Here is a 21,758-nt window from a genome sequence, read left to right as displayed (position 1 = left end):
GTTGAAAGGTTTCCAATCTATTAGTTTCCCTAGCGAGTAGGGACAAAATGGAGCTTATATGAAAACTAAAACAAAAGAAAATATATTGTATATCACAGCAGTAGCCAAATTTAGATTTTGGAGTCAATCTAAAATGTTAGAGATTTAAAATAGGTAGGGTGTAGGAGATGAAAATACTAGTGCTAAGTTGGGAGTTTCCGCCTCGCATAGTTGGGGGAATTTCTCGTCACGTAGCAGAGTTATACCCAGAACTAGTCATGTTAGGACATGAAATTCACTTAATTACACCGGAATTTGGCAATGCTCCGTTGTATGAGGTGGTGGAAGGAGTTCGAGTACACCGCATACCGATTGCACCCAGTCATGACTTTTTTCATTGGGTTGTTAATTTAAACCAGAGCATGGGGCATCACGGTGGTAAACTTTTACTAGAAGAAAGTCCCTTTGATATCATCCATGCTCATGATTGGCTTGTTGGAGATGCGGCGATCGCTCTCAAACATAACTTTAAAATTCCCCTAATCGCTACAATCCACGCTACCGAGTACGGGCGTTATAACGGTACTTACACGGAAACACAATGTTATATTAGTGGCAAAGAAGAACTCTTAGTCTACAATGCTTGGCGGGTCATCGTTTGTACTGATTATATGCGGCGAGAGGTAGAACGAGCGCTTCACTGTCCTTGGAATAAAATTGACGTTATTTATAATGGTATTCGACCAGAAAAGAAAAAGCTGCAGCAAGATTTTCCCGCTCTAGATTTTCGCCGTCAATTTGCTGAAGATGGCGAAAAAATTGTTTACTACGTAGGTCGCATGACTTATGAAAAAGGTGTATCCTTGCTTCTCAGTGCTGCTCCTAAAGTCCTTTGGGAAATGGGAGGTTATGTTAAGTTTGTAATTATTGGTGGTGGTAACACAGACCATCTGAAAAAGCAAGCTTGGGATACAGGGATTTGGCATAAATGCTATTTCACTGGCTTTATCTCTGATGACTACTTAGATAAATTTCAAGCAGTTGCTGATTGTGCTGTTTTCCCCAGTCTCTACGAACCCTTTGGAATTGTTGCTCTAGAAAGTTTTGCCTCTCGCGTTCCCGTTGTCGTTTCCAATACAGGCGGATTTCCAGAAGTTGTGCAACATACCAAAACGGGGATCGTGACTTATACAAACGATCCAGATTCCTTGGCTTGGGGAATTTTAGAAGTGTTAAAGAATCCGGGTTATCGCCAATGGCTGATTGATAATGCTTATGAAGACTTAGAACGTCGTTTCTGTTGGGCTAAATTAGCAAAACAAACAGAGGATGTTTATAAACGTGTCTTGCAAGAGCGATCGCAAGTCGTTTGGTTATAATATCATGTTCGGATAAACACTTGTATTACGTTTGTAGTTGCGCTGTCTTTGCATCCATTGCAACTACAAACCAATATCATGTCCGCTTGTATAACCTGAATAAAGCTCACGCAAAGACGAGGCAGCGCTAGCTTGTGGTTACCACCAGTTGAAGCGCCTGCCGTCGCAAAGGCGCTAAGAAATTAAGAAACTTTTCCGCATGATTATGCTACCGGACATGATGTAATTCATACAATTATAAAGTCTTCAGGTGTAATAAGATGAGGATTGACATGAGCTAAGAACGCTAAGGGTTGATTGTTGTTGCTTGCGATCCTAGTACCGCCATTTTTTTCAAAAATAGAAAGTGAATTAAATGTCAACCCACCAGTTAACACTAACAAATCTAGACCATTCTTAAAGTCTACAATTGTATTTTTGCCTTCGCTCGATCGGACAAAAATATCCTGACCAGCGCCTCCTGCAAGAGTGTTATCGCCAGTAAAGACAGGAAAAGGCGACAATGACAAAAAGCTAGCTGAAATATCCAGATTTATTAAGCAATGAATCTCCAGAACATAAATTTAAGCTTTAATCAATATTTAAGTTTAATAAATCTATAAACAAAGGAAATTGTTCCAATTTTTTCACTTGCTTAATAACCCGAACAGGCAGAGTCAAGATTGAGGGGTCAAAATTTGGCATAATCAAAACAATCCAAGTATTAGTGTGGGAAATGACAAATACAAGTATCAATGAAGTGCCGAAAAACTTTCCTACAGTCAGAGATTGGAAGGAGGAATTAATTGAAAGTTTAAAACTATCCGAGCGCGTAGAAGACTGGCTGTCTTTATCCCTGGAGGAACGCGATCGCGTGACTGAGGCAAAGCACAGTTTTCCCATGATGGTTCCCCAAGGTTATGCAGATCTCATAAATTGGCAAAATCCCAATGACCCCCTGCGGTTGCTGCTGTTACCTTCAGAAGGAGAGAAGGATGAATCGGGAAGCTTTGATACCAGTGGGGAAGAAATTTCCACGATTATACAAGGTTTGCAGCATAAATACGACCAAACAGCAGTGTTAATTATAACACAATCTTGTGCGGGACATTGCCGCTACTGTTTTCGACGACGGTTGATGAGCCGTGATGTATTGACAAAAGAGACAATTGAGGATTTACAAGAAGCACTGACTTATATTACCGAACACCCAGAAATAGATAACGTGCTTCTCTCAGGTGGCGATCCCATGATTTCCAGCACTCGCCGTTTAGCTAATCTTTTAGGTGCGATCGCACAAATTCCCCATATTTGGCAAATTCGCATCAGTACCAAACTCCCCGCTTTCTTACCCAGTCGTTTCACCACCGATCCAGAACTCTTAGATGTTTTGTATCAATATAAATCTCGATTTCAAATCATCATTCAATGCCATTTCGATCATCCCCGTGAAATCTCCACAACAACAATTTGCGCCCTAGAAAATCTGCAAAAATCAGGTTGTTTGCTGACTTCTCAAATTGCTTTAATGAAAGGTATTAACGACTCTTCAGAGGTTTTAACTGAACTTTTCAAACAACTCCATCGTCATGGCGTGATTCCTCAATATATCTTTCACCCGCGCCCCGTCAAGCATGCAACTCACTTTCAACTGCCAATTGTAGAAGGAATGGGCTTAATAGAAACAGTTCGCCAACAGTGCAGTGGACCTGTCAAACGCTTTCGCTATATCTTAACTCATGAAGACGGCAAACTAGAACTCGTAGGTATTCTTCCCACTTCACCCATACAGTTAGTTGCCAAATGGCAGCAGGTGCGACGGGGATTAGATAATTCTGGAGTGATATTGTTACCAATTGACGAGCAAACTTGTTGGCTTCCAATAAAAAATGGCTAATGGCTAATGGCTAATGGCTAATTGCTAATGGCTAATTGCTAATGGCTAATTGCTAATGGCTAATTGCTAATGACAAATGACAAATGACCAATGACAAATGACCAATGACCAATAACATAGGACTATTATTTGAGCTTGAGGCTGACATCATGTCAGACTTAACAGCAAAAGAACAAACACACTATCACTGGCGAGAACCAGAAGAAGTGGAAGCTGTGGCAGAAAGTTTAACAGCTTTAGGTTACAAAGTAGATAAAATAGGCACTTTAAATAATTTGTTAGAAAGGTGGCGTTTTAATCAACTGCCAGATTTTGTTTGGAACCTTTCAGTCAGAACCCTTTCCCGCAATCGTACCGCCCTAGCACCTGCAATTTTAGAGCAACTGGGTATTCCTTACACTGGCGGTGATGCTACGGTCAAAAGTTTGACATTGAATAAAGATCTCCTTAAACCCGTGTTGCAGTGGTATGGAATTTTGACACCCCCTTGGTATCGATATGAAACAGGAAAGGATATTCAATCTTTACCTCCTTGGTCAAGCTCAATTTTAAAACCCAGTTGTGAAGGTTACTCCTTGGGGTTGCGGAAATTTGATAACCAAGAGGGATTGGCTGTACTCCGTCAACAAGTGGAGGAAATAAGTCAGTTATTTCATGTACCAGTACTGTGTGAAGAATTTATTGCAGGTCGTGAGATTACAGTGGGTATTGTTGGCAATTCTTCACCATTGTTATTTGGTGCAGTAGAAACAGTCAATGCTGTAGGTGAATCACTGAATGAAGAAGTTTTAGATTTGCAGGCTAAGCGTCAGGGAAAGTTTAAGAAAATTGGAGTCGATCTTGCCGATTCAAAGCTGCGGGGGTTGCGAGATGCCACATTGGAATTGATGAAGTTTTTTGCACCGCTAGATTATGCAACCTTTGATTTTCGCATAGCATCAGATGGACGGGCGTATCTATTAGATATCAATGCAGATGCTACGTTGCATCCACAGCGTTCTTTTGCTCAAATTGCTGGTGCGGCTGGTTTATCTTATCAGCAATTGATTGAGGTGATTTTGAAGACTTGTTTGGCAAGGTGGGAAAAGGGTTGATATGGGAATTGCAAGGTACATAAGTTAATTTGATTTGCACCTATTGAGAAGTAACTGGTATCTTGCCAATGTACCAGCGTATTTCCAGAAAATCATTCCTTAAAGAAAAAATGAAATTCATCAAATTGCTCCTAATTAGTATTTCTCTCATATTTTTTGTCGGGATAAGTTCATTACAAGCTAGCCCCTTGGCTCAAGTACCAACTCCTCCACCTGAAGTTAGAGAAGGTGAGATATCATCGGCGGCTTTAATTGAGGAACTTGCTCGAGAGTATAAGCCCAATGGAAACTTGAACTATGACAGAGCAAGAGACCAGATGTTTGGTGTTATTGACAACAAAGGAGGCATTGTAACAGACATTTATACTGGTTTCTCAATTCGCTTAACAGGAGGCGGCGACCCCAGTCAGAAGGCTGATAAGCTGGGACAAAATACCGAACATGTTTGGCCTCAAAGTAAAGGGGCTGATAAGGGAAATGCCCGAAGTGACCTTCATCATTTATTTCCCTCTAGAATCGATGTTAATAGCGATCGCGGTAACAAACCTTTTAGCGAAATCGAGGATAGAAGTACTGAGAAATGGTTTCGAAATGATGTTCGTTTGAAAACAATTCCTGTGAGTGAAATTGATGAGTTTAGCGAATCGGCATTTTCTCGATTTGAACCGAGAGAAGAAGTAAAAGGAAATATTGCTAGGGCAATGTTCTACTTCAACACTATCTATCGCGATCGCGCTAACGCTGTAGACCCAAATTACTTTGAAAAACAGCGTCAAACTCTGTGTCGATGGAACCAGCAAGATCCTCCCGACACGACTGAAATCGAGCGCAGTCATGCGATCGCTGAATTCCAAGGAAATGAAAATCCTTTCGTGTTAGATGTTACATTAGCACAAAAAACTTACTGTAATTCTTAAATGAAGCGCTCACTAGCTGGAATTGCGGGAATTGTTGCGATCGCCACTCTCATTAGCAAAATCTTCGGGTTACTGCGAGCAACTTGTGTTGCAGCCGTTTTTGGAGTTGGTGCGGTTGCTGATGCATACAATTACGCCTATATTATCCCCGGCTTTTTGTTAGTCTTGCTTGGCGGTATCAACGGTCCTTTGCACAGTACTCTAGTGAGTGTTTTAGCAAAGCGAGACAAATCAACAGCTGCTGCTTTGGTAGAAACCATCACCACCCTTGTTGGCTTTATCTTACTTTTGATAACAATTAGTTTGATTGTTTTTGCAGATTTTTTCACTCATTTAATAGCCCCTGGTTTGGAACCACAAGTTAAAACCCTTGCTGCACAACAATTACAGATAATGGCTCCCATCGCTTTGCTATCGGGGTTTATCGGTATTGGCTTTGGTACCCTCAATGCAGCACAACATTACTGGCTTCCTTCCATTAGCCCAATGCTCTCAAGTGTAACTGTCATCATTGGCTTGGGTTTCTTCGTCCTACAACATGGAATCCCAGCTAATACATCTGACTATCCCCTACTCCCTACCCCCTACTCCCTACCCCCTATATTCAAGCTAGGAGGCTTGGTATTAGCAGGAGGAACCCTTGCAGGTGCTGTTTTGCAATGGGTAGTTCAATTAATAGTGCAGTGGCGGGAGGGTATGGGGACACTACGCCTGCGCTTTGACTTTTATTCCCCTGGGGTGAAAGAGGCGATCGCAGTCATGACCCCTGCCATTTTATCTTCCAGCATGACCCAAATTAACATTTACGTAGATTTATTCTTCGCTTCTTACATTCCCCATGCAGCGTCGGCATTAAATTACGCTGGGCTACTTGCTCAAACTCCCAAAGGCATTTTTACCAGTGCCTTATTAATACCATTCATGACAGTATTTTCCCAATTGACAAAACCAGAAGATTGGTTAGGGTTAAAACTGCGGATTCGGCAAAGCATTATTATCACAGCCCTCACCATGTTACCCTTAGGAGCTTTGATGATAACTTTAGCTGTGCCAATTGTCAGAATAGTGTACGAGCGCCAAGCATTTGATTCCAATGCATCCAAACTTGTTGCAACTCTTGTCATGGCTTATGGTTTGGGAGCTTTCACCAGTGTTGTTGTCAGCATACTCGTGCGAGTCTTCTATGCTTTGGAAGATGGGCAAACACCTTTTCGCATAACTTTAATAAATATTTTACTGAATATAGTACTCGATTATTTTCTAGTCAAAGCCTTTGGGGCACCCGGTTTAGTTCTTGCCTCTATGGGAGTGAATTTAACAGCAACGATAATGTTGTTGTGGTGCTTGCATCGGCGACTCAACGGTTTAGCTTTGCGAGAATGGAGTCTACCCATACTGGGTTTAATTGGTATAAGCGGGATAGCAGGGCTTACCTGTTGGCTCACAAGTTGGGGTTTTGAAATTCTTTGGGGCAGCGAAGGAATACTGAGACAGTTGTTGCAATTAAGCCTTGCTAGTAGTATTGGATTAGGAGTTTTTGCAGCTTTAGTGAGTGTAATGAAATTGCCAGAAGTTGAGTTGTTGGTAAATCGTTTGAGGGGAAAAAGACGATAGCGACTCCCTTTCCACTCTAAAATTACCGAATTTTGTAGGGTAAGCGTTAGCCCTACTACCCCTGTCAAGGTGGATAAAAACTTCAGCAAATCAATAGTTCTCTCACTTCTTACCTCTGCGTCCTCTGCGTCTCGGCGGTTAAATAAATGACTTTTGAACCGCAGACGCTCCAGAGCGCAGAGAGGGAAGATGAGGAATTGCTGCCAGGGAGTAGTCTTGAGTCTATTTCCAATAGGAACTAATGAGTCATCAAGATGGTCGTGCTATAAGTTGCTACGCATCTACATTAATTTAGATGAACAACCTGAAAACCAACACGATAAGCCGGGTACGGCTTGCGCCAAGGGCGATCGCAAGACTGAGACTCACTCAGTTAAACAGATTAGCTGTAGCAATGTTAATGAGTGTTGCAGCTTTACTCCTCTTGTGGTTTGCTTCTCCCTTACCCAAAATGCTTGCACAACCACAAGTAAAGATTTTTGAAAAAGTTTGGCAAACTGTAAACGAAAACTTTTACGACCCCAACTTTAATGGAGTGGACTGGAAGGCAATGCGGAAAAAGTATGAACCATTCGCAGCAAACACCAAGTCCAGCCAAGAACTTGCTGTGGTTATCAATCAAATGCTTTCTGAGTTGCAAACATCTCACACTCGCTTCTACATAAAGGATGAACCTGCTTATTACCAGCTTTTAGGTATTTTTCAAGCAGGGAATCCTGACTTTCAAAAACAGTTAAGAAAGTTTTTTCCAAAAGGGAAAATTGAATACAGTGGTATTGGTATAACTACTAAAGACATCAACGGCAAAACCTTTATCAGTACCATACTTGATGGTAGCCCTGCTGCTAAAGCTGGTTTAAAAGTAGGCGACCAATTGCTCAGTGTAGGCGATCGCCCTTACAAACCCATTGAGTCTTTTGCAGGGTTAGCCGATCAAAACGTCACATTGTTAATTCAAAGAACCAGTAATGCGAACAGCCGCCAAACAATTACCGTAATTCCCAAACTGCTAGACGCAACCACGATATTTAAGTCAGCACAGCAAGCAAGTACCCAAACAATTGAGCGGGATGGTAAAAAAATTGGTTACGTTCACATTTGGTCAAATGCAGCCGATCCCGATCAAGAACAGCTACGGGAAGACCTTATCTATGGTCGTCTTCGAGAAGCAGATGGTTTAGTTTTAGATTTACGAGATGGCTGGGGTGGAGGAGACATTAGCTATCTCAACATATTCACAGCAAAAGCAGGACCAAGCGTTACCAATATTGCTCGTGATGGTAGAAAATATACATTTATTCCTCAATGGAAAAAGCCTGTTGTCATGATAATTAATGAAGGAAGCAGAAGTAGTAAGGAAATTCTGGCATATGCTTTTCAACAACATAAAATAGGACCTGTCATTGGTTCTAAAACAACGGGTGCAGTCGTTGCTGGTCGTCTTTTTCTTATGGATGATGGTAGCTTCCTTTATTTAGCGGTTTCCAATGTATTTCTTGATGAGAACCAAAGGCTAGAAGGTAAAGGCGTCACACCAGATATTAGCGTTCCCTTCTCGTTGGAATATGCAGAGGGTAAAGATCCTCAAAAAGAGCGAGCTATAGAGACTTTGATAGCAACAGCTAAGCAGCGTAGTTCATCAAGAGAAGAAAGCCTTTAGAATCGGATGACAGGTTTTTTGTATACGTCACTACATCTAAACTTAACTTAAACACTTCTCAAGATAGATGACAATGGCTGATTGTCAAAGAGATATTTGGAATACATTATGAATTAAGGATAAATACGGGCATGAATAATTTATTTTTTACCCATAGATATTAAATCTCTAAAAATTCATAAAACAGATGGTTTGCACTCTAGACCTTACTCTACCTACATTCAGTTTATTTGCCGTGATTCTAATTAACTGTAGTCATTCCGAACAAACACGATCCTCAGAAAAGCCTTAGATTTATTTGGTACCTCAAAGAGGGTGTCTGAAAAATCTTATTTCATACCTACCTTAATGATTAGAAATCGCGACTATACAGGCAAAATCCATCTAAGTGGGTCTGAGAACCTTGTTTTTTCGTTCACAAGATGAACTTCATTTGTGTAGTAGCGAATTATGTGAGACTGTTAGCGATTCTGCCACAGATACGTCGGTTGTTCTCTTGCCACTTGCAAATTAATTTATGCTGTTATCTGTTAACATTCCCAAAACCCCTTCGTCTGAGTCCTTACTTAAGCTTTGGGCAGAGCGTTATGCAGTAGACATATCTTCTCTGTCCAAAAATCCCAAGTTTTATGGAGAATTGGTGAAAGCTGCTTGGCCAGAAGCTCGAGCCTTGACCGCAGCTAAATTATTGAAGACTGTATTAGAACGCACGAGCCGTCAAGCAGTGATACAAGCAAAATCTCTCTACCAATATATTCCTGATATTATTGATTTTCAAGCGGAGCACCGAATCGCTCAGTTTGCCTGCAAAGTTTATCAAACGTTACTATCTTTTTACCAACAACAGTCTGGTCTTGTTGTCACTCCTATAGTAAAACAAATGACCTATGGTAATGAGGAAGCGACTCTTGTGTTGCAGACAATACCAAGCGTAGAAAAGCTGGTCAATGAACTAGAACAATCGTTACTGAAGTATCAGGAACAACATTTAATAGCAAAGGAGCAGCGCGTGCTTGGCTTTCTGACTACGCTGTTCAATTTCACTAACCAGTTATTGGTTAATCAGTTGACACCAGTTGAGAAAGTATTGCTGTGTCCCTACTTTAAGTTCCTTGAAGAACAAGTCTCTATACCCTGGCAGCGAATCTGTGTCGCTGCCGCTAAGCATCAGCTAGGTTCACCAGCCTTAGCTCTAGTTCAGCAAATGCTCCCTATAGCTTCTGAGATTAGTTCAATAGTTTACTGCCGACTGTTACAAGTATTACCCAATTATCAGAGCGTAAGAGGCTCCTTGGGTCATCCAGAAATAGCACACTCTTGTCTTCGTGACCTAGATATGTTCCAAGCTTATTTATGGTTGTGCGTGTTAGAAGAAAGTCTCAGACCCATAGAACAGGAACTCGTACCCTTGTGCGTGATGGTCATGCCGAATGTGGGAGTGGAATGGGAAATGACGAATAAATGGAAACGGCAATTAGTAGATGAAATAGAAAGCCGCGTGCAGCCAGAACAAAAGCCCCTTTTGCTGAATTACACTCAAGGTATGGAGTCAGCATTCTTTGCAGCGCGTCAGCGCCTAGGTCACCCTGGTGATATAATAGAAGTCCCTTCTGGATTTGGGGACAACTTGATTATTCATGTCAACTCTCAAAATCCTTTTTAACAGAACTTAGCGGGTTAAGTAGTTGGCTGGGCTGACATGGTGTGCCAATTCAGTGAAGTGTCCACCATTACCAATGTAATTCTCTAACACCAATTTGAACAAAGAATGCCATAGATAGTAGGCTTCAATCAAGTCTAAACAGGACTTTCTCAATCCAAAATCTAAAATCTAAAATCCAAAATAGTGTAACTTTGGAGAAGAAACTCTGGGACAAAAAATAAAGTGTCCTTAATCGTGCTCATCTCAGTAAGCTTTTGAGCTTACTTTACTATTGAGTGATATCAAATCCGTTTGTACTGGAATTATTTCTCTTTCCTCTCTCTGTGCTCTCAGCGTCTCTGCGGTTTTTTAATCATTCAGATGCTACCGGATTTAATATGAAAACCAACTTCTCCCACAGATAAACATGGACACTAGAGAGCTGTTAGAGCTTTACTCAGCCGGAAAAAGAGATTTTTTTTGTGCTCAGCTCGGTAGTTTCAATCTGAGCGGTGCTAACTTAAGCGGTGCTGACCTAAGAAACGCTGACCTACTTTTTGCTAACCTTTCCAATGTTGACTTACGGGGCGCTGACTTGCGTGGTGCAATTTTGCGTGGTGCCGATCTCCGTGGTGCCGATCTGCGGGGTGTCATTTTCAACCGTGCTAACTTATACACAACTGATTTTTACAAAGCTAACCTCAGTCGTGCTAATCTCAGCGAGACTAATCTTAAGGGAGCCTTTCTTAGCAAGACTAACCTGAGCGGAACTGACTTCCGTGGTGCCAACCTAAGTTATACCGATCTGCATGGTGCTCATGTGGAGGATGCTCGGTTTGGCTGGAATATTGGGATTTCGGAAGATATGAAGCTTGACTTGGAACGGAGAGGAGCGATTTTTGAGGATTCTTTAAAGGGACGTTCTGAAATTATTTAATTGATGAGTTGAGAAACACTATCTTCTCCAAAAAAAGTAGCTAATTCCTCAATCAAGGTTTGAGGGATTGGAATACCAGTTAACAGTCGCTCTTGGCGTGTCATGGCTTCTAGCTCTCCAGGATAGTAAATGGGTTGGTTGGGGTCAAGACGGGGAGTTTCTTTGAGAGAAGCGATCGCATCTTGCACTCGTTGCTCAAACTCTTTGCGATCGGTCCACGCTTCCACATCAAGCACCCAGAACAAATGTCCGGTACCGTTAGCACCATCATGAATTGCTTTATTTTTAAACATTGCTGCTACCGTACCCAACAAGGGACCGCACAGTAAATCTGCCACAAATGCCAAACCAGAACCCTTGTAGGATGCTGGTAAATTAACTGCTACCTGCTTGGGGTTTTCCGTGGGTTCTCCTGTTTCTGTAAGCCCCCAACCCAAAGGTATCGGTAAAACTTGATATGCAAAGTGCTTAACTTTACCACCACTCACCGTCCCTGCTGCCATATCTAAAATAACAGGTTGGAGTGTGCCTGTAGGAATTCCCCAAGAAATGGGATTATTGCCAAGTTTTGCCTTTGTTCCTCCATAGGGCGCTAAGTCTACAGCGCTGGTATCGCTAGTTGCAAAGCCAATTGTACCTGCCTCTGCTGCCATGCGAGTATAATAACCAGCCATCCCAAAGTGATTGCTATTACTGACTCCCACCACAGCCATCCCAAACTGACGCGCAACTTCAATCGCTTTTTCCGTTGCGACTTTGCCTGCATACTGTCCGGGACTGCGATCGCCATCAATCCGAATCATTGTTGGACGTACTGAATTGACAGACAAATTTGGTTTTGGATTCATCCGACCACTCCGCAAACTTTTCACGTAACCAAAAATTTGCTGTAAACCGTGCGAATCCATTCCACAAAGATTTGCCTCCACCAAATGCGTTTTCAATGCTTCTGCAACTTCCGGTAAAAGTTCGTAGGGAGAGAGCACTGCATCAAAAAAATTATACAGGGATTTGACTGAGATTTTGTGATAGCTTGACATGAGGTTGGTAAACATCTAGTGTGCGGTAATTAACTTGCCATCCTGCAGTTGGCTCTTCCACCAGCCACGCGGAACGGAGCGTTTCTACCCGCCAACCGGGTATTCCATTGGTATGAGGTGCGGGGAGTGTTTCCAAAATCTCAGAAGAAACCTTCACTTCAACTGGCTTTGGCTCAGTTCCCCACACACTTGCTACAACCAAAGCCTGTTCACCAAACACCTGCAATTGCAAACGTAAAGGAACTTGGTTGTTGTTCCTCACAATTAAGTTCTTATAACCATAAGCTACTGTTGCATCTTGACCCAAAGTAAAAAAACGAGTGTCTCCATGAGCATCAATTGAGTGATTGTGACGTTCTAGAATTTCACAGTTTGCCCATAGTAAAGCCTGAAATAAAGTGGTAGAAATTTGACACAACCCACCTCCAACATCAGTCATCAATCGATTACCCACCAAAGTTGGACCTTCACGAAAACCATTGGCAAGAGTTGGACGTGGTACGCGGTTCCAAAAGTCAAAAATTTGCTCTGGATTCAGAGTCAATCCATCAACACCCTTTGCCGCCAGTTGCATATTCCAAAGACGGTTTTCGTTGACTTGGGGAGAACCAGAACGTTGTTTAATTGCAGTACTCATCTCACTCCATTGATAGCAATAATCAGAAGATGGCTCTGAGTCTTGTTCGCGAGGGTAGTAAAACACATAACCCCGCCATAACGATTGAGCATCTTTGATTTTTTGACGAATCAACGCTTTCAAACTTGGGGATAACAGGTTCATTTTGTGGTTAAACCAATGGCACCATGAAAATCTACCAGTTAAGCATTACATTTTACCTAACCTTTTACCAACAATTTCTGTTTCCGCAAACTTTGAATAGTGGAAATCGCGTGTTGTGCTACTCTATCAATTTCTTCCGCCGTGTTGAATCTTCCTATCCCAAATCGCACTGTGGCATATGCTAACTGTTCTGGATTCCCCAGTGCTGTAAGAACATGGGAAGGCGCAGTTTTTGTTGAAGAACAAGCCGAACCAGAAGACACCGCCATTACAGATTGCAATCCCAATTGCAATGCAGCACCATCGACACCTTCAATACTGATGTTCAAGTTTCCTGGTAATCTTTGTGTAGGATGCCCGTTAAGATGAATTCCTTCTATCTGAGAAAGCTGTTCCCACAATCTTTGTCTGAGTTGGGTCAAACGTTCTGTTTCTGTCGCTTGTTCTTGTAAAGCTATCTCTACTGCTTTACCAAAGCCTGCAATTTGCGGCGTGTATAAAGTACCAGAACGCATTCCCCGTTCGTGACCACCACCATGTTGTTGCGCTGCAAGTTGCACCCTAGGATTTTTTCGGCGAACGTATAACGCACCAATACCCTTTGGACCGTATACTTTATGTGCTGTTAGTGACATCAGGTCAATTTTCATTGCTTGCACATCCAAAGGAACTTTACCAATGGCTTGTGCTGCATCAGAATGGAATAGAATACTGCGATCGCGACACATTGCACCAATTTCGGCTAGTGGCTGCAACACGCCTATTTCGTTATTAGCAGCCATCACTGATACAAGGATTGTGTCAGAACGAAAAGCTTGTTCTAACTCTGTTAAATCAATCAGTCCATCTTTTTGGACGGGAAGGATTGTGATTTGAAAGCCTAAGGTTTTCAAATACTGACAAGGGTCTAGGACAGCGCTATGCTCTGTTGCTAAAGTGATGATATGCTGTCCTTTTTGAAAATAGGCTTCTGCAACACCTTTGATAGCTAAGTTATTTGCTTCTGTTGCACCGCTTGTAAAGATAATTTCTTCTGGTGTGGCGTTGATGGCTGTCGCCAAAGTTTCCCGTGCTTGTTTTACAGCAGCTTCTGCTTCCCATCCATAAACGTGACTGATGCTAGAAGGGTTGCCAAAGTGTTCTGTAAAGTAAGGTATCATTGCTGCTAACACCCGTTCATCAACAGGTGTGGTAGCGTGGCAATCTAAGTAGATCGGACGAGCAGGCATAGTTGTTAAATATATGAAATCAAAATTTTACAACATACCCTAACACAAATTAAGATTGCCGCGTCAATGGCAGTTTTATCTGGGCTAGTATTAAACAAGGAATTTATGAAAATGACAGATCTTGTGCTAAAAGCACGGGAGGCGGAGCCTCTACTGAAGGCATTCCCAGGCTCCGCCTGGGAACGAGAGTAACGAGAGTATGAGGGGACAATTTACAATTTCGTGAAACTCATGGTCTCGCTTCGCAAGCCTCTCATGTACTCGCCGAGTGATTGCGCTCCTTTCTCAACTAGCAATTTCACAGCTTGCGTACCAATAACTGCAATGTCAACTCGCCCCTTTAGATATTCAATGTCTTCCTTGGTTTGAATTCCAAAACCAACTCCTATTGGTAAACTTGTCGCTTCTCGAACGCGCTGTATGTAACTGTCAAAATCTTCTGAGAAGTTAGTTCGATCGCCTGTCACTCCCGCACGCGCAACACAATAAACCATTCCGCTTGCCATTCCTGCAATTTGTTGAACTCGCGAATAACGTGTTTTAGGTGTTAATAGAAAAATAGCGGCGATATCATTGTTTTTACAAATTTCTACATATTCAGTGGCTTCTTCTGGAGGCAAATCTGGTATAATAACTCCAGCAATACCAATCTTGGATGCTGACTTAAGAAACTTCTTGACTCCATACTTAAACAAGATATTGTAGTAGGTGGTGATTAAAAACAACACCCTAGGGTGCTTTTTTGTAATTTCTCTGGCAAATTGAAAACAATCGTTAACTGTTGCTCCATTTGCCACAGCTTCTTGATTTGCTTTAATCAAGACAGGTCCGTCTGCAATAGGTTCGGAAAAGGGAAATTGTAGTTCAATCAGTTCAACACCAGCATTCACTAGTGAATTGATGGCAACTCGATTACTATCAAAAGAAGGATACCCAATAACGACATGAGACATTAGCAGTATGTCTTTTTGCCGACGAGTCTCCACGATACGTTTCTCTAAAGTTGTGGTGACATTAGGGGTAAGTGATAGTGTTTTCATGAATCATTTCCTCTTTCAATCTCTTGATTTCCTGCGGTTAACTTAATTGGTCAATTTTGTTGCTTAAGAATTCTTTCCAAGAGCGATCGCCAAAAGCATTTGCCAAGGTGAAGATATCTTTATCCCCACGTCCTGACAGGTTAATAACAATACAATCTTCCGGAGAAAGCTGTGGTGCGTCCTTAAATGCTTGGACGAAAGCATGAGTAGACTCCAAAGATGGCATAAGACCTTCTTTAGTGAGGCAAAGTTTGAGAGTATCTAAAACCTCTTGATCTGTTGCAGCACTGACTTGAATCCGACCGAGTTCTAACAGATGTGCTAGCACGGGCGATACACCAACGTAGTCTAAGCCCGCAGCAATGGAATGGGTTTCTTGCATTTGTCCATCATTGTTTTGTAAGAAATAAGTTTTATACCCCTGTACTACGCCAACTGTTGCGTCTTTTGAAGCAAGACGTGCTGCGTGCTTGTGCGAATTCAAACCGCTACCACCTGCTTCTACACCTATTAACTGAACGCTCTTATCTTCAAGAAACCCACTGAAAATCCCAACGGCATTAGAACCCCCACCAACACAAGCATAAACAGCAGAGGGTAATTTTCCAGTTTGTTGTAAGATTTGTTGCCGTGCTTCCACTCCTATGACGGACTGGAACCAAGACACCATTTCCGGATATGGATGAGGACCGCAAGCTGTGCCAAATATATAATAGGTGGAATCCATAAAAGTAGACCAATCTCTCAGCGCCTCATTAATGGCGTCTTTGTAAGTTTGGCTTCCTGTAGATACTGGGACAACTTCAGCCCCAAGTCTTTGCATCCAGAAAACATTAGGATATTGACGTTTAACATCTATAGCCCCCATATATATTGTGCATTCCAATCCAAATTTTGCCGCTACAGTTGCCGTTGCGACCCCATGCTGTCCTGCACTTGTTTCGGCAATAACTCTTGTTTTTCCCATTCTTTTAGCAAGCAAAGCTTGTCCTAAAACATTGTTTAATTTATGTGCTCCTGTATGATTTAAATCTTCTCGTTTAATAAAAATCTTGGCTCCAGCAAAATAGTTTGTTAAATTTTCTGCGTAAGTTAGGGGTGTAGGACGGCAAGAGTAATTGGATAACAAAAATGTAAATTCTTGCCAGAATTTAGGGTCTGCACGTGCAGCTTTGTATACTTCAATTAGATCTTCAAAGGTTTCATGCAAAATTTCGGGAATGAACTTGCCTCCAAATTCCCCATAGTAACCATTGTGGCTTAATAAAGCGGGGGATGAGAATTCTGAGTGAAAATACATCATCTCTACACAGGCATTTTTATTTATAAATAGCAAAGAAGGTGGAACCCCTCTGTTACCTACGATATCTCTATACATAAATTTCTACTTATAAACAGTAGAGAAGTTAAACCTCTTTGTTACTTACCATAAGAGAAAAAAAAGTATATGTCCAATATGTAATTAGTTGGCAGATTATACTTTATAAATATAGTGGCTAGATGGTTCGTACTCTATGGGGATCGGCGATCTCCGTTCACCAATCACCGTTTACTGGTTTCGGTCATGGAACTTCGACACTTAAGATATTTCATTACTGTCGCAGAAGAACTGAATTTTACTCGCGCCGCCGATCGCCTTCATATTGCCCAGCCACCCCTAAGTCAGCAAATCGGCGATTTAGAAGCAGAATTGGGGGTTAAACTATTTGAGCGTAGCAAGCGCCCCCTTCGATTAACAAGTGCGGGACAAGAATTCTTAAAAGAAGCACGCTTGATTCTTTCTCATGTCGAACAAGCAACCCGACTCGCACAACGAGTGAGTCGGGGTGAAGTGGGACGTTTAATTGTGGGATTCAACAGTTCTGCAACACAGTGTGTTCTACCCGAAATCCTCACCCAATTTCGCGATCGCTTTCCAAACGTAGAACTTATCTTACACGAAATGGACTCTTACAATCAAATTCAAAGCCTTCTCGATAACAAAATCGACTGTGGCTTTCTACACTCACAAAATTTTGAGCGCGACAATCTAAACTATACACCCGTCTTGAAAGAGCCAGTTATTGTGGCTTTGCCCATTTCCCATCCTTTAGTTAAAGAGCCTTTAGTTCCGTTAAATAAACTAGCAGGAGAGTCTTTTATTTTGCCAGTACATCACACCGGACAAGGTTTTTACAGCCAAGTCATAAACCTGTGCCAACTTGCTGGCTTTACCCCCAAAATTGTCCAAGAAGCTGTGTGGTTGCAAACAGTCTTAGGTTTAGTCGCTGGTGGGGTAGGCGTTGCGATCGTTCCTGCTTCCATGCAGAACCTCCAGCGCAAAGGAGTCGTTTATAAAATGTTACAAGATGAGACATTTGAAATAGAAATGGTGGTGGCGTGGAGAAAAGACGATCTCTCTCCAGTACTGCACGAATTTCTGCATTTAGCCTGCCTCATACAGAATTCCTGCGCTATTCCATTGCCTGTTTAAATGCACCATTAGAGATTTAATATCTGAGCGATCGCAAAACTATTTTATACAATATCTACCTACAGGCAGTAGAGGATTTCATTGGTATATGCCAACACTTATGTTGGACAACAACATACATTGACTACCCTGTCATCATATCTTTTGATGATAGGGAAGTTTCTTATCCCAAGTTATAAAGTCTACTACTATTTTATCTTACTTTAGATAGATGTTAAATTTTTCAACAAGATTTTTTAATTTTTGTAGTAGTGTGGGTATTACCCACGACTGGCATAGTTACATTTTATAAAGAGAAAGTAAAGTTAAATTCTTTCTTTTCTTTTCTTGTGGGTCAAGCATCTTGCTAAGGCAGATAGAGCACAGGCAAGGACGCCTACCCCACAAGTATAAATACTTCATAAAGCCAATCTTTACCCAATACCCAGTCCTCAATACTTACAGAAAAAAGCCCTCTTGCCATTGACAAACAAGAGAGCCACGGTGTGGTGTGAGGAGCAAACTGAATGTTTGCTGTTATTAGTGTAGCAATTGACTATGAAGTTATGGTGAGAGTTATCTAAAAAATATGCAAAAAGTCATGGACGATTCAGAATGCAGCGAATAAGAATAAAATGCGGAGTTGCTTTCAAAGATAGCATTTGTTGATGAGACAAGGGAGACAAGGAAGACAAGGGGGAGAGTACGATGCATGAACGCAACTTGGTATGAGGAAATAAAGAAGAGAGTTATAACTTGTGAGCGAGATTTATCAGCGATCGGTCAGTGGTCAGTGGTCACTGTTAAAGCATCTTTTCCAAAAATTGTTTAGCCCGATCGCACTGAGGATTCTTGAAAAATTCACTAGGAGTCGCATCTTCTGCCAAGTAACCCCGGTCAAGGAAGAGAATCCGGTTGGCAACTTCTCTTGCAAAACCCATTTCATGAGTCACAATCGCCATAGTTATGCCCGTTTTTGCCAAACCTTTCATCACGTCTAGTACATCTTTCACCATTTCCGGGTCTAAAGCGGAAGTTGGTTCGTCAAACAGAATCATCTCTGGTTCCATAGCCAGTGCGCGGGCGATCGCAACGCGTTGTTTCTGTCCCCCTGAGAGTTTTGCGGGGTAAACATCTGCCTTTTCAGCCAAACCGACTTTCGTCAGTAATTCTAAGCCCTTAGTGTTTGCCTGCTGTTTGTCCATTCCCTTAACCTTAATTGGGGCGTAGGTGACATTATGCAGCACCGTCATGTGAGGAAAAAGATTAAAGTGTTGAAACACCATCACCAAGCGTTGGCGAATTTTAGCGATATTTGCCTTTGGCATGGTAATTTCATACTCGTTAAAGTAAACTCTGCCTCTGGTAGGGCGTTCTAATAAATTTAAGCAACGCAAAAAAGTTGACTTACCCGAACCAGAAGGTCCCAAGATAGCAACCACTTCACCTTGAGAAATTTCAGTAGAAATATCTTTTAGTACGTCGAGTTTCCCAAAGGATTTACACAAAAATTCAGTACGAATAACAGCTTCACTCACTTCGTCTCAACCTCCTTTCAAGTGCTGATGCCCCAAAAGTTAAACCCATAACTAGAACATAGTAAATTAACCCAGCAAATAGTAAGGGTTCAAAGTATATATACTTATTTGCTCCTATAATTTGAGCACTGCGTAAGATTTCCACGACACCAATAGTTGACACCAAAGCAGAATCTTTCAACAATCCTATTGTTTCGTTAACCAAAGCAGGGAGAATGTTTTTCAAAGCTTGAGGCAAGATCACATCCCACATCATCAGCCAGTAAGGCACACCCATGGACATAGCTGCCTCACGCTGTCCCTTATCTACTGCTTGAATTCCACCTCGAATGGTTTCTGACATGTAAGCCCCAGAGTTGAGGGTAAAAGTCAGCACCCCTGCTTGCAATGCTGGTATATCATAACCAGTCAACTGAGGTGTGGCGTAATAAACCAATGCTAACTGCAACAGCAGTGGCGTGCCTCTAAATATAGAGGTATAGGCGTTGGCAAACCAGCCTAATGGTTCTATGCCTGAAATCTTAAACAGAGATAGTACTGTTCCCCAAATCAAACCCAGGAATACAGATAATACCGTAAACAATAAAGTTATAGGTATCCCCTGTAGAATAAAGGAAATATCTGGAGCGATTCTACTAAAGTCTAGATTTAGACCCTTGGAAGTTGTGGGTGTTGATGATGAGGCAGCGTCTGTAGCTGTATTTAGGGAAAACCACTTCGTTGCCAGTTTTTCCAATTCACCTCTGTCCTTCATTTGTTGAAGAACTTTGTTAAAAGATTCTACCAGGAGAGAACCTTTTGGGAAGGCAATAGCAGAACCTGTTTCCTCTCCTGCTGAGGGAATGATATTAAACTCTAAATCTGGGTTAGCTCGAGCAAATCCTTTGGCAACAGTATCCTCAACAATTGCTGCATCAATTCGTTTTGATTTGATTTCCTGAATGGCTTCAGGGACTTTGTTAAGTTGCTTTAACTTTATATTGGGAACTTTTTGAGAAATCTTTTTAGCATTTTCCTCTTGGATTGTGCCAAGTTGAACGCCAACTGTTTTACTAGCTAAATCTTCTGGTTTTGTTAAATTACTCCCTTTAGGAGCAACGATAGTATCTTTTGCTTCGTAATAAACGATAGAAAAATCAACATTTTTTCTGCGTTCTGGGGTAGGCGTCATCCCAGCCATCACAAAATCAGCTCGTTTTGCTTGAACGGCAGGAATCAAACCATTAAAATCCGACTCCATTATCCGAAGCTTGAATCCAAGTTCTTTGGCAATTGTGTTAGCAATATCAATATCAAAGCCAACAATTTTCCTTGCGCCACCCTTAGTATCGTAATACTCATAAGGAGGGTAGTCAGGGGAGGTCATCATTGTTAACGTGTCTTTGCCAACTGACGGGGCTGCATACAGAAAATTGCTGTGACCGATTGTGCTGGTTGCTGCGATCGCGACTGCTAGTAACAGCGTAAATAGCAATACTTTTCTTTTCTTCATTGACACATTGATAAGAAGACACACCTAAGATAGCAGCAAGTTTTTGTTTATTTTATGTCAATATAGCAATCCTATTTGAGATCCAAACAAGGGAGACAAGGAAGACAAGAAGGACAAGGAAGACTCAGAGCAATGAATTTATTTGCCATTGGAGGAAGTTGGGGGCTTGTAGCTCTCTTCATTTTGATTGGCTTGCTCCTATTTATTGTGCCTCTCGTGTTTGCGATTCCAACCTCTGTTCGTTCGGGTTATGCTCTGACGATTGTTTTCATGCTGACACCAGTACGCGCCTTACTAAATATTTTGCCGGATTTACTCCGAGCTAATATTGCGCTGGAAAATATTAACTCTTTGGGACTGTCGTTGGTTGCTCAAACAACAGAATCGGAAATAGCAATTTCATCAGCCTATCAACCTCAATGGAACTCGCTACAACTCATAGGTGTCTCCCATGGCTATCAAGGAGAACGAGAAGACAGCCAATTTACTCTAGGACCTCTTGACTTGACTTTATGTCCCGGAGAACTTGTGTTTGTTGTGGGAGGTAATGGGAGTGGCAAATCTACACTTGTGAAATTGCTGACAGGATTATACGCACCTGAAACAGGTAGCATTGATTTTGATGGTCAACCAATAACCGATGCTAACCGAGAGTGGTATCGCCAGCAATTTTCAGTTATTTTTTCTGATTTTTACTTATTCGATCGCCTCTTAGGTCTTGATAATAGTAGCCGCGATTGGCAAATTCAAGAATATCTGGAAAAACTTCAACTTGACCGCAAAGTAACAGTCAACAATGGTCCCTTTTCGACTACTGCATTATCTCAAGGACAACGTAAACGCCTTGCTCTGTTGACAGCTTATCTTGAAAATCGGGCAATTTACGTTTTTGATGAATGGGCTTCAGATCAAGACCCTGTGTTCAAAAAGATTTTTTACACCCAACTTTTGCCAGAACTAAAAAACCAAGGCAAAGCTGTAGTAGCTGTTACTCATGACGATCGCTATTTTGACTTAGCCGATCGGATTGTTAAATTAGATTATGGCAAAGTTGAGTACGATCGAAAATTAAACAACAAGAATTAGCT

18 protein-coding genes are annotated in these 21,758 nt (G+C 41.7%); 10 read left to right on the top strand and 8 right to left on the bottom strand.

Annotated elements, in window-relative coordinates; all coding sequences use genetic code 11:
* Positions 1-167 precede the first annotated feature (167 nt).
* Positions 168-1,358 (top strand): glycosyltransferase family 4 protein, encoded by a 1,191-nt coding sequence (locus F7734_RS41670; RefSeq protein ID WP_155750263.1) that lies wholly within the window; start codon positions 168-170, stop codon positions 1,356-1,358.
* 227 nt (positions 1,359-1,585) lie between these two features.
* Here the strand turns inward: F7734_RS41670 and F7734_RS41665 are convergent, their stop codons facing one another.
* A complete protein-coding gene (locus F7734_RS41665) occupies positions 1,586-1,867 on the bottom strand; it encodes a hypothetical protein (protein ID WP_155750262.1) in 282 nt (93 codons plus the stop codon).
* Between the two features lie 206 nt (positions 1,868-2,073).
* On the opposite strand from F7734_RS41665, the gene F7734_RS41660 reads away from it, so the two are divergent.
* From F7734_RS41660 to F7734_RS41630, 7 genes are all read left to right on the top strand, one after another.
* Positions 2,074-3,234, top strand: a complete 1,161-nt coding sequence (locus tag F7734_RS41660) for a KamA family radical SAM protein (RefSeq protein WP_155750261.1) — start codon at positions 2,074-2,076, stop codon at positions 3,232-3,234.
* A 104-nt stretch (positions 3,235-3,338) separates the two neighbouring features.
* Positions 3,339-4,328 (top strand): D-alanine--D-alanine ligase, encoded by a 990-nt coding sequence (locus tag F7734_RS41655; RefSeq protein ID WP_155750260.1) that lies wholly within the window; start codon positions 3,339-3,341, stop codon positions 4,326-4,328.
* A 110-nt stretch (positions 4,329-4,438) separates the two neighbouring features.
* Positions 4,439-5,245, top strand: a complete 807-nt coding sequence (locus F7734_RS41650) for an endonuclease (protein WP_243147365.1) — start codon at positions 4,439-4,441, stop codon at positions 5,243-5,245.
* The gene (gene murJ / locus F7734_RS41645) at positions 5,246-6,859 is read left to right on the top strand and encodes a murein biosynthesis integral membrane protein MurJ (RefSeq protein WP_155750258.1); all 1,614 of its coding nucleotides are present in this window, start codon (positions 5,246-5,248) and stop codon (positions 6,857-6,859) included. It abuts the gene before it with no gap.
* Between the two features lie 400 nt (positions 6,860-7,259).
* Positions 7,260-8,519 (top strand): S41 family peptidase, encoded by a 1,260-nt coding sequence (locus tag F7734_RS41640; protein WP_207714331.1) that lies wholly within the window; start codon positions 7,260-7,262, stop codon positions 8,517-8,519.
* Between the two features lie 517 nt (positions 8,520-9,036).
* The gene (locus tag F7734_RS41635; protein WP_155750257.1) at positions 9,037-10,182 is read left to right on the top strand and encodes a hypothetical protein; all 1,146 of its coding nucleotides are present in this window, start codon (positions 9,037-9,039) and stop codon (positions 10,180-10,182) included.
* A gap of 406 nt (positions 10,183-10,588) precedes the next feature.
* Positions 10,589-11,098 carry a pentapeptide repeat-containing protein gene (locus tag F7734_RS41630; RefSeq protein WP_155750256.1) on the top strand — a complete coding sequence of 170 codons (510 nt, stop codon included), beginning with the start codon at positions 10,589-10,591 and terminating at the stop codon, positions 11,096-11,098.
* Here the strand turns inward: F7734_RS41630 and F7734_RS41625 are convergent.
* The 5 genes from F7734_RS41625 to trpB form a co-directional block, all read right to left on the bottom strand.
* Positions 11,095-12,138, bottom strand: a complete 1,044-nt coding sequence (locus F7734_RS41625; RefSeq protein WP_155750255.1) for an Ldh family oxidoreductase — start codon at positions 12,136-12,138, stop codon at positions 11,095-11,097. The two genes, F7734_RS41630 and F7734_RS41625, sit on opposite strands and share 4 nt — an antisense overlap.
* Positions 12,098-12,919 carry a VanW family protein gene (locus F7734_RS41620; RefSeq protein WP_155750254.1) on the bottom strand — a complete coding sequence of 274 codons (822 nt, stop codon included), beginning with the start codon at positions 12,917-12,919 and terminating at the stop codon, positions 12,098-12,100. The genes F7734_RS41625 and F7734_RS41620 overlap by 41 nt, the downstream gene beginning before the upstream one ends.
* A gap of 56 nt (positions 12,920-12,975) precedes the next feature.
* On the bottom strand, positions 12,976-14,148 hold the full coding sequence (locus tag F7734_RS41615; protein ID WP_155750253.1) for an IscS subfamily cysteine desulfurase: 1,173 nt from the start codon (positions 14,146-14,148) through the stop codon (positions 12,976-12,978).
* A 212-nt stretch (positions 14,149-14,360) separates the two neighbouring features.
* Entirely contained in the window at positions 14,361-15,188 is an 828-nt protein-coding gene (gene trpA / locus F7734_RS41610) for a tryptophan synthase subunit alpha (protein WP_155750252.1), read from the bottom strand.
* Between the two features lie 37 nt (positions 15,189-15,225).
* Positions 15,226-16,488, bottom strand: coding sequence for a tryptophan synthase subunit beta (gene trpB / locus F7734_RS41605; RefSeq protein WP_166482478.1), 1,263 nt, complete (start codon positions 16,486-16,488; stop codon positions 15,226-15,228).
* Between the two features lie 264 nt (positions 16,489-16,752).
* On the opposite strand from trpB, the gene F7734_RS41600 reads away from it, so the two are divergent.
* A complete protein-coding gene (locus F7734_RS41600) occupies positions 16,753-17,661 on the top strand; it encodes a LysR substrate-binding domain-containing protein (protein ID WP_155750250.1) in 909 nt (302 codons plus the stop codon).
* A gap of 782 nt (positions 17,662-18,443) precedes the next feature.
* Here the strand turns inward: F7734_RS41600 and F7734_RS41595 are convergent.
* Positions 18,444-19,178, bottom strand: coding sequence for an amino acid ABC transporter ATP-binding protein (locus F7734_RS41595; protein ID WP_166482476.1), 735 nt, complete (start codon positions 19,176-19,178; stop codon positions 18,444-18,446).
* Complete coding sequence (locus F7734_RS41590; protein WP_155750249.1) at positions 19,171-20,670, bottom strand: ABC transporter permease subunit; 1,500 nt, start codon at positions 20,668-20,670, stop codon at positions 19,171-19,173. The genes F7734_RS41595 and F7734_RS41590 overlap by 8 nt, the downstream gene beginning before the upstream one ends.
* A 75-nt stretch (positions 20,671-20,745) precedes the next feature.
* Between F7734_RS41590 and F7734_RS41585 the strand changes: the two genes are divergently transcribed.
* Positions 20,746-21,756, top strand: a complete 1,011-nt coding sequence (locus tag F7734_RS41585; RefSeq protein WP_347566369.1) for a cyclic peptide export ABC transporter — start codon at positions 20,746-20,748, stop codon at positions 21,754-21,756.
* Positions 21,757-21,758: the final 2 nt, after the last annotated feature.

The sequence above is a fragment of the Scytonema sp. UIC 10036 genome (assembly GCF_009725235.1).
The sequence above is the reverse complement of the archived record's forward strand: the minus strand, read 5'-3'. Positions and strand labels throughout refer to the sequence as shown.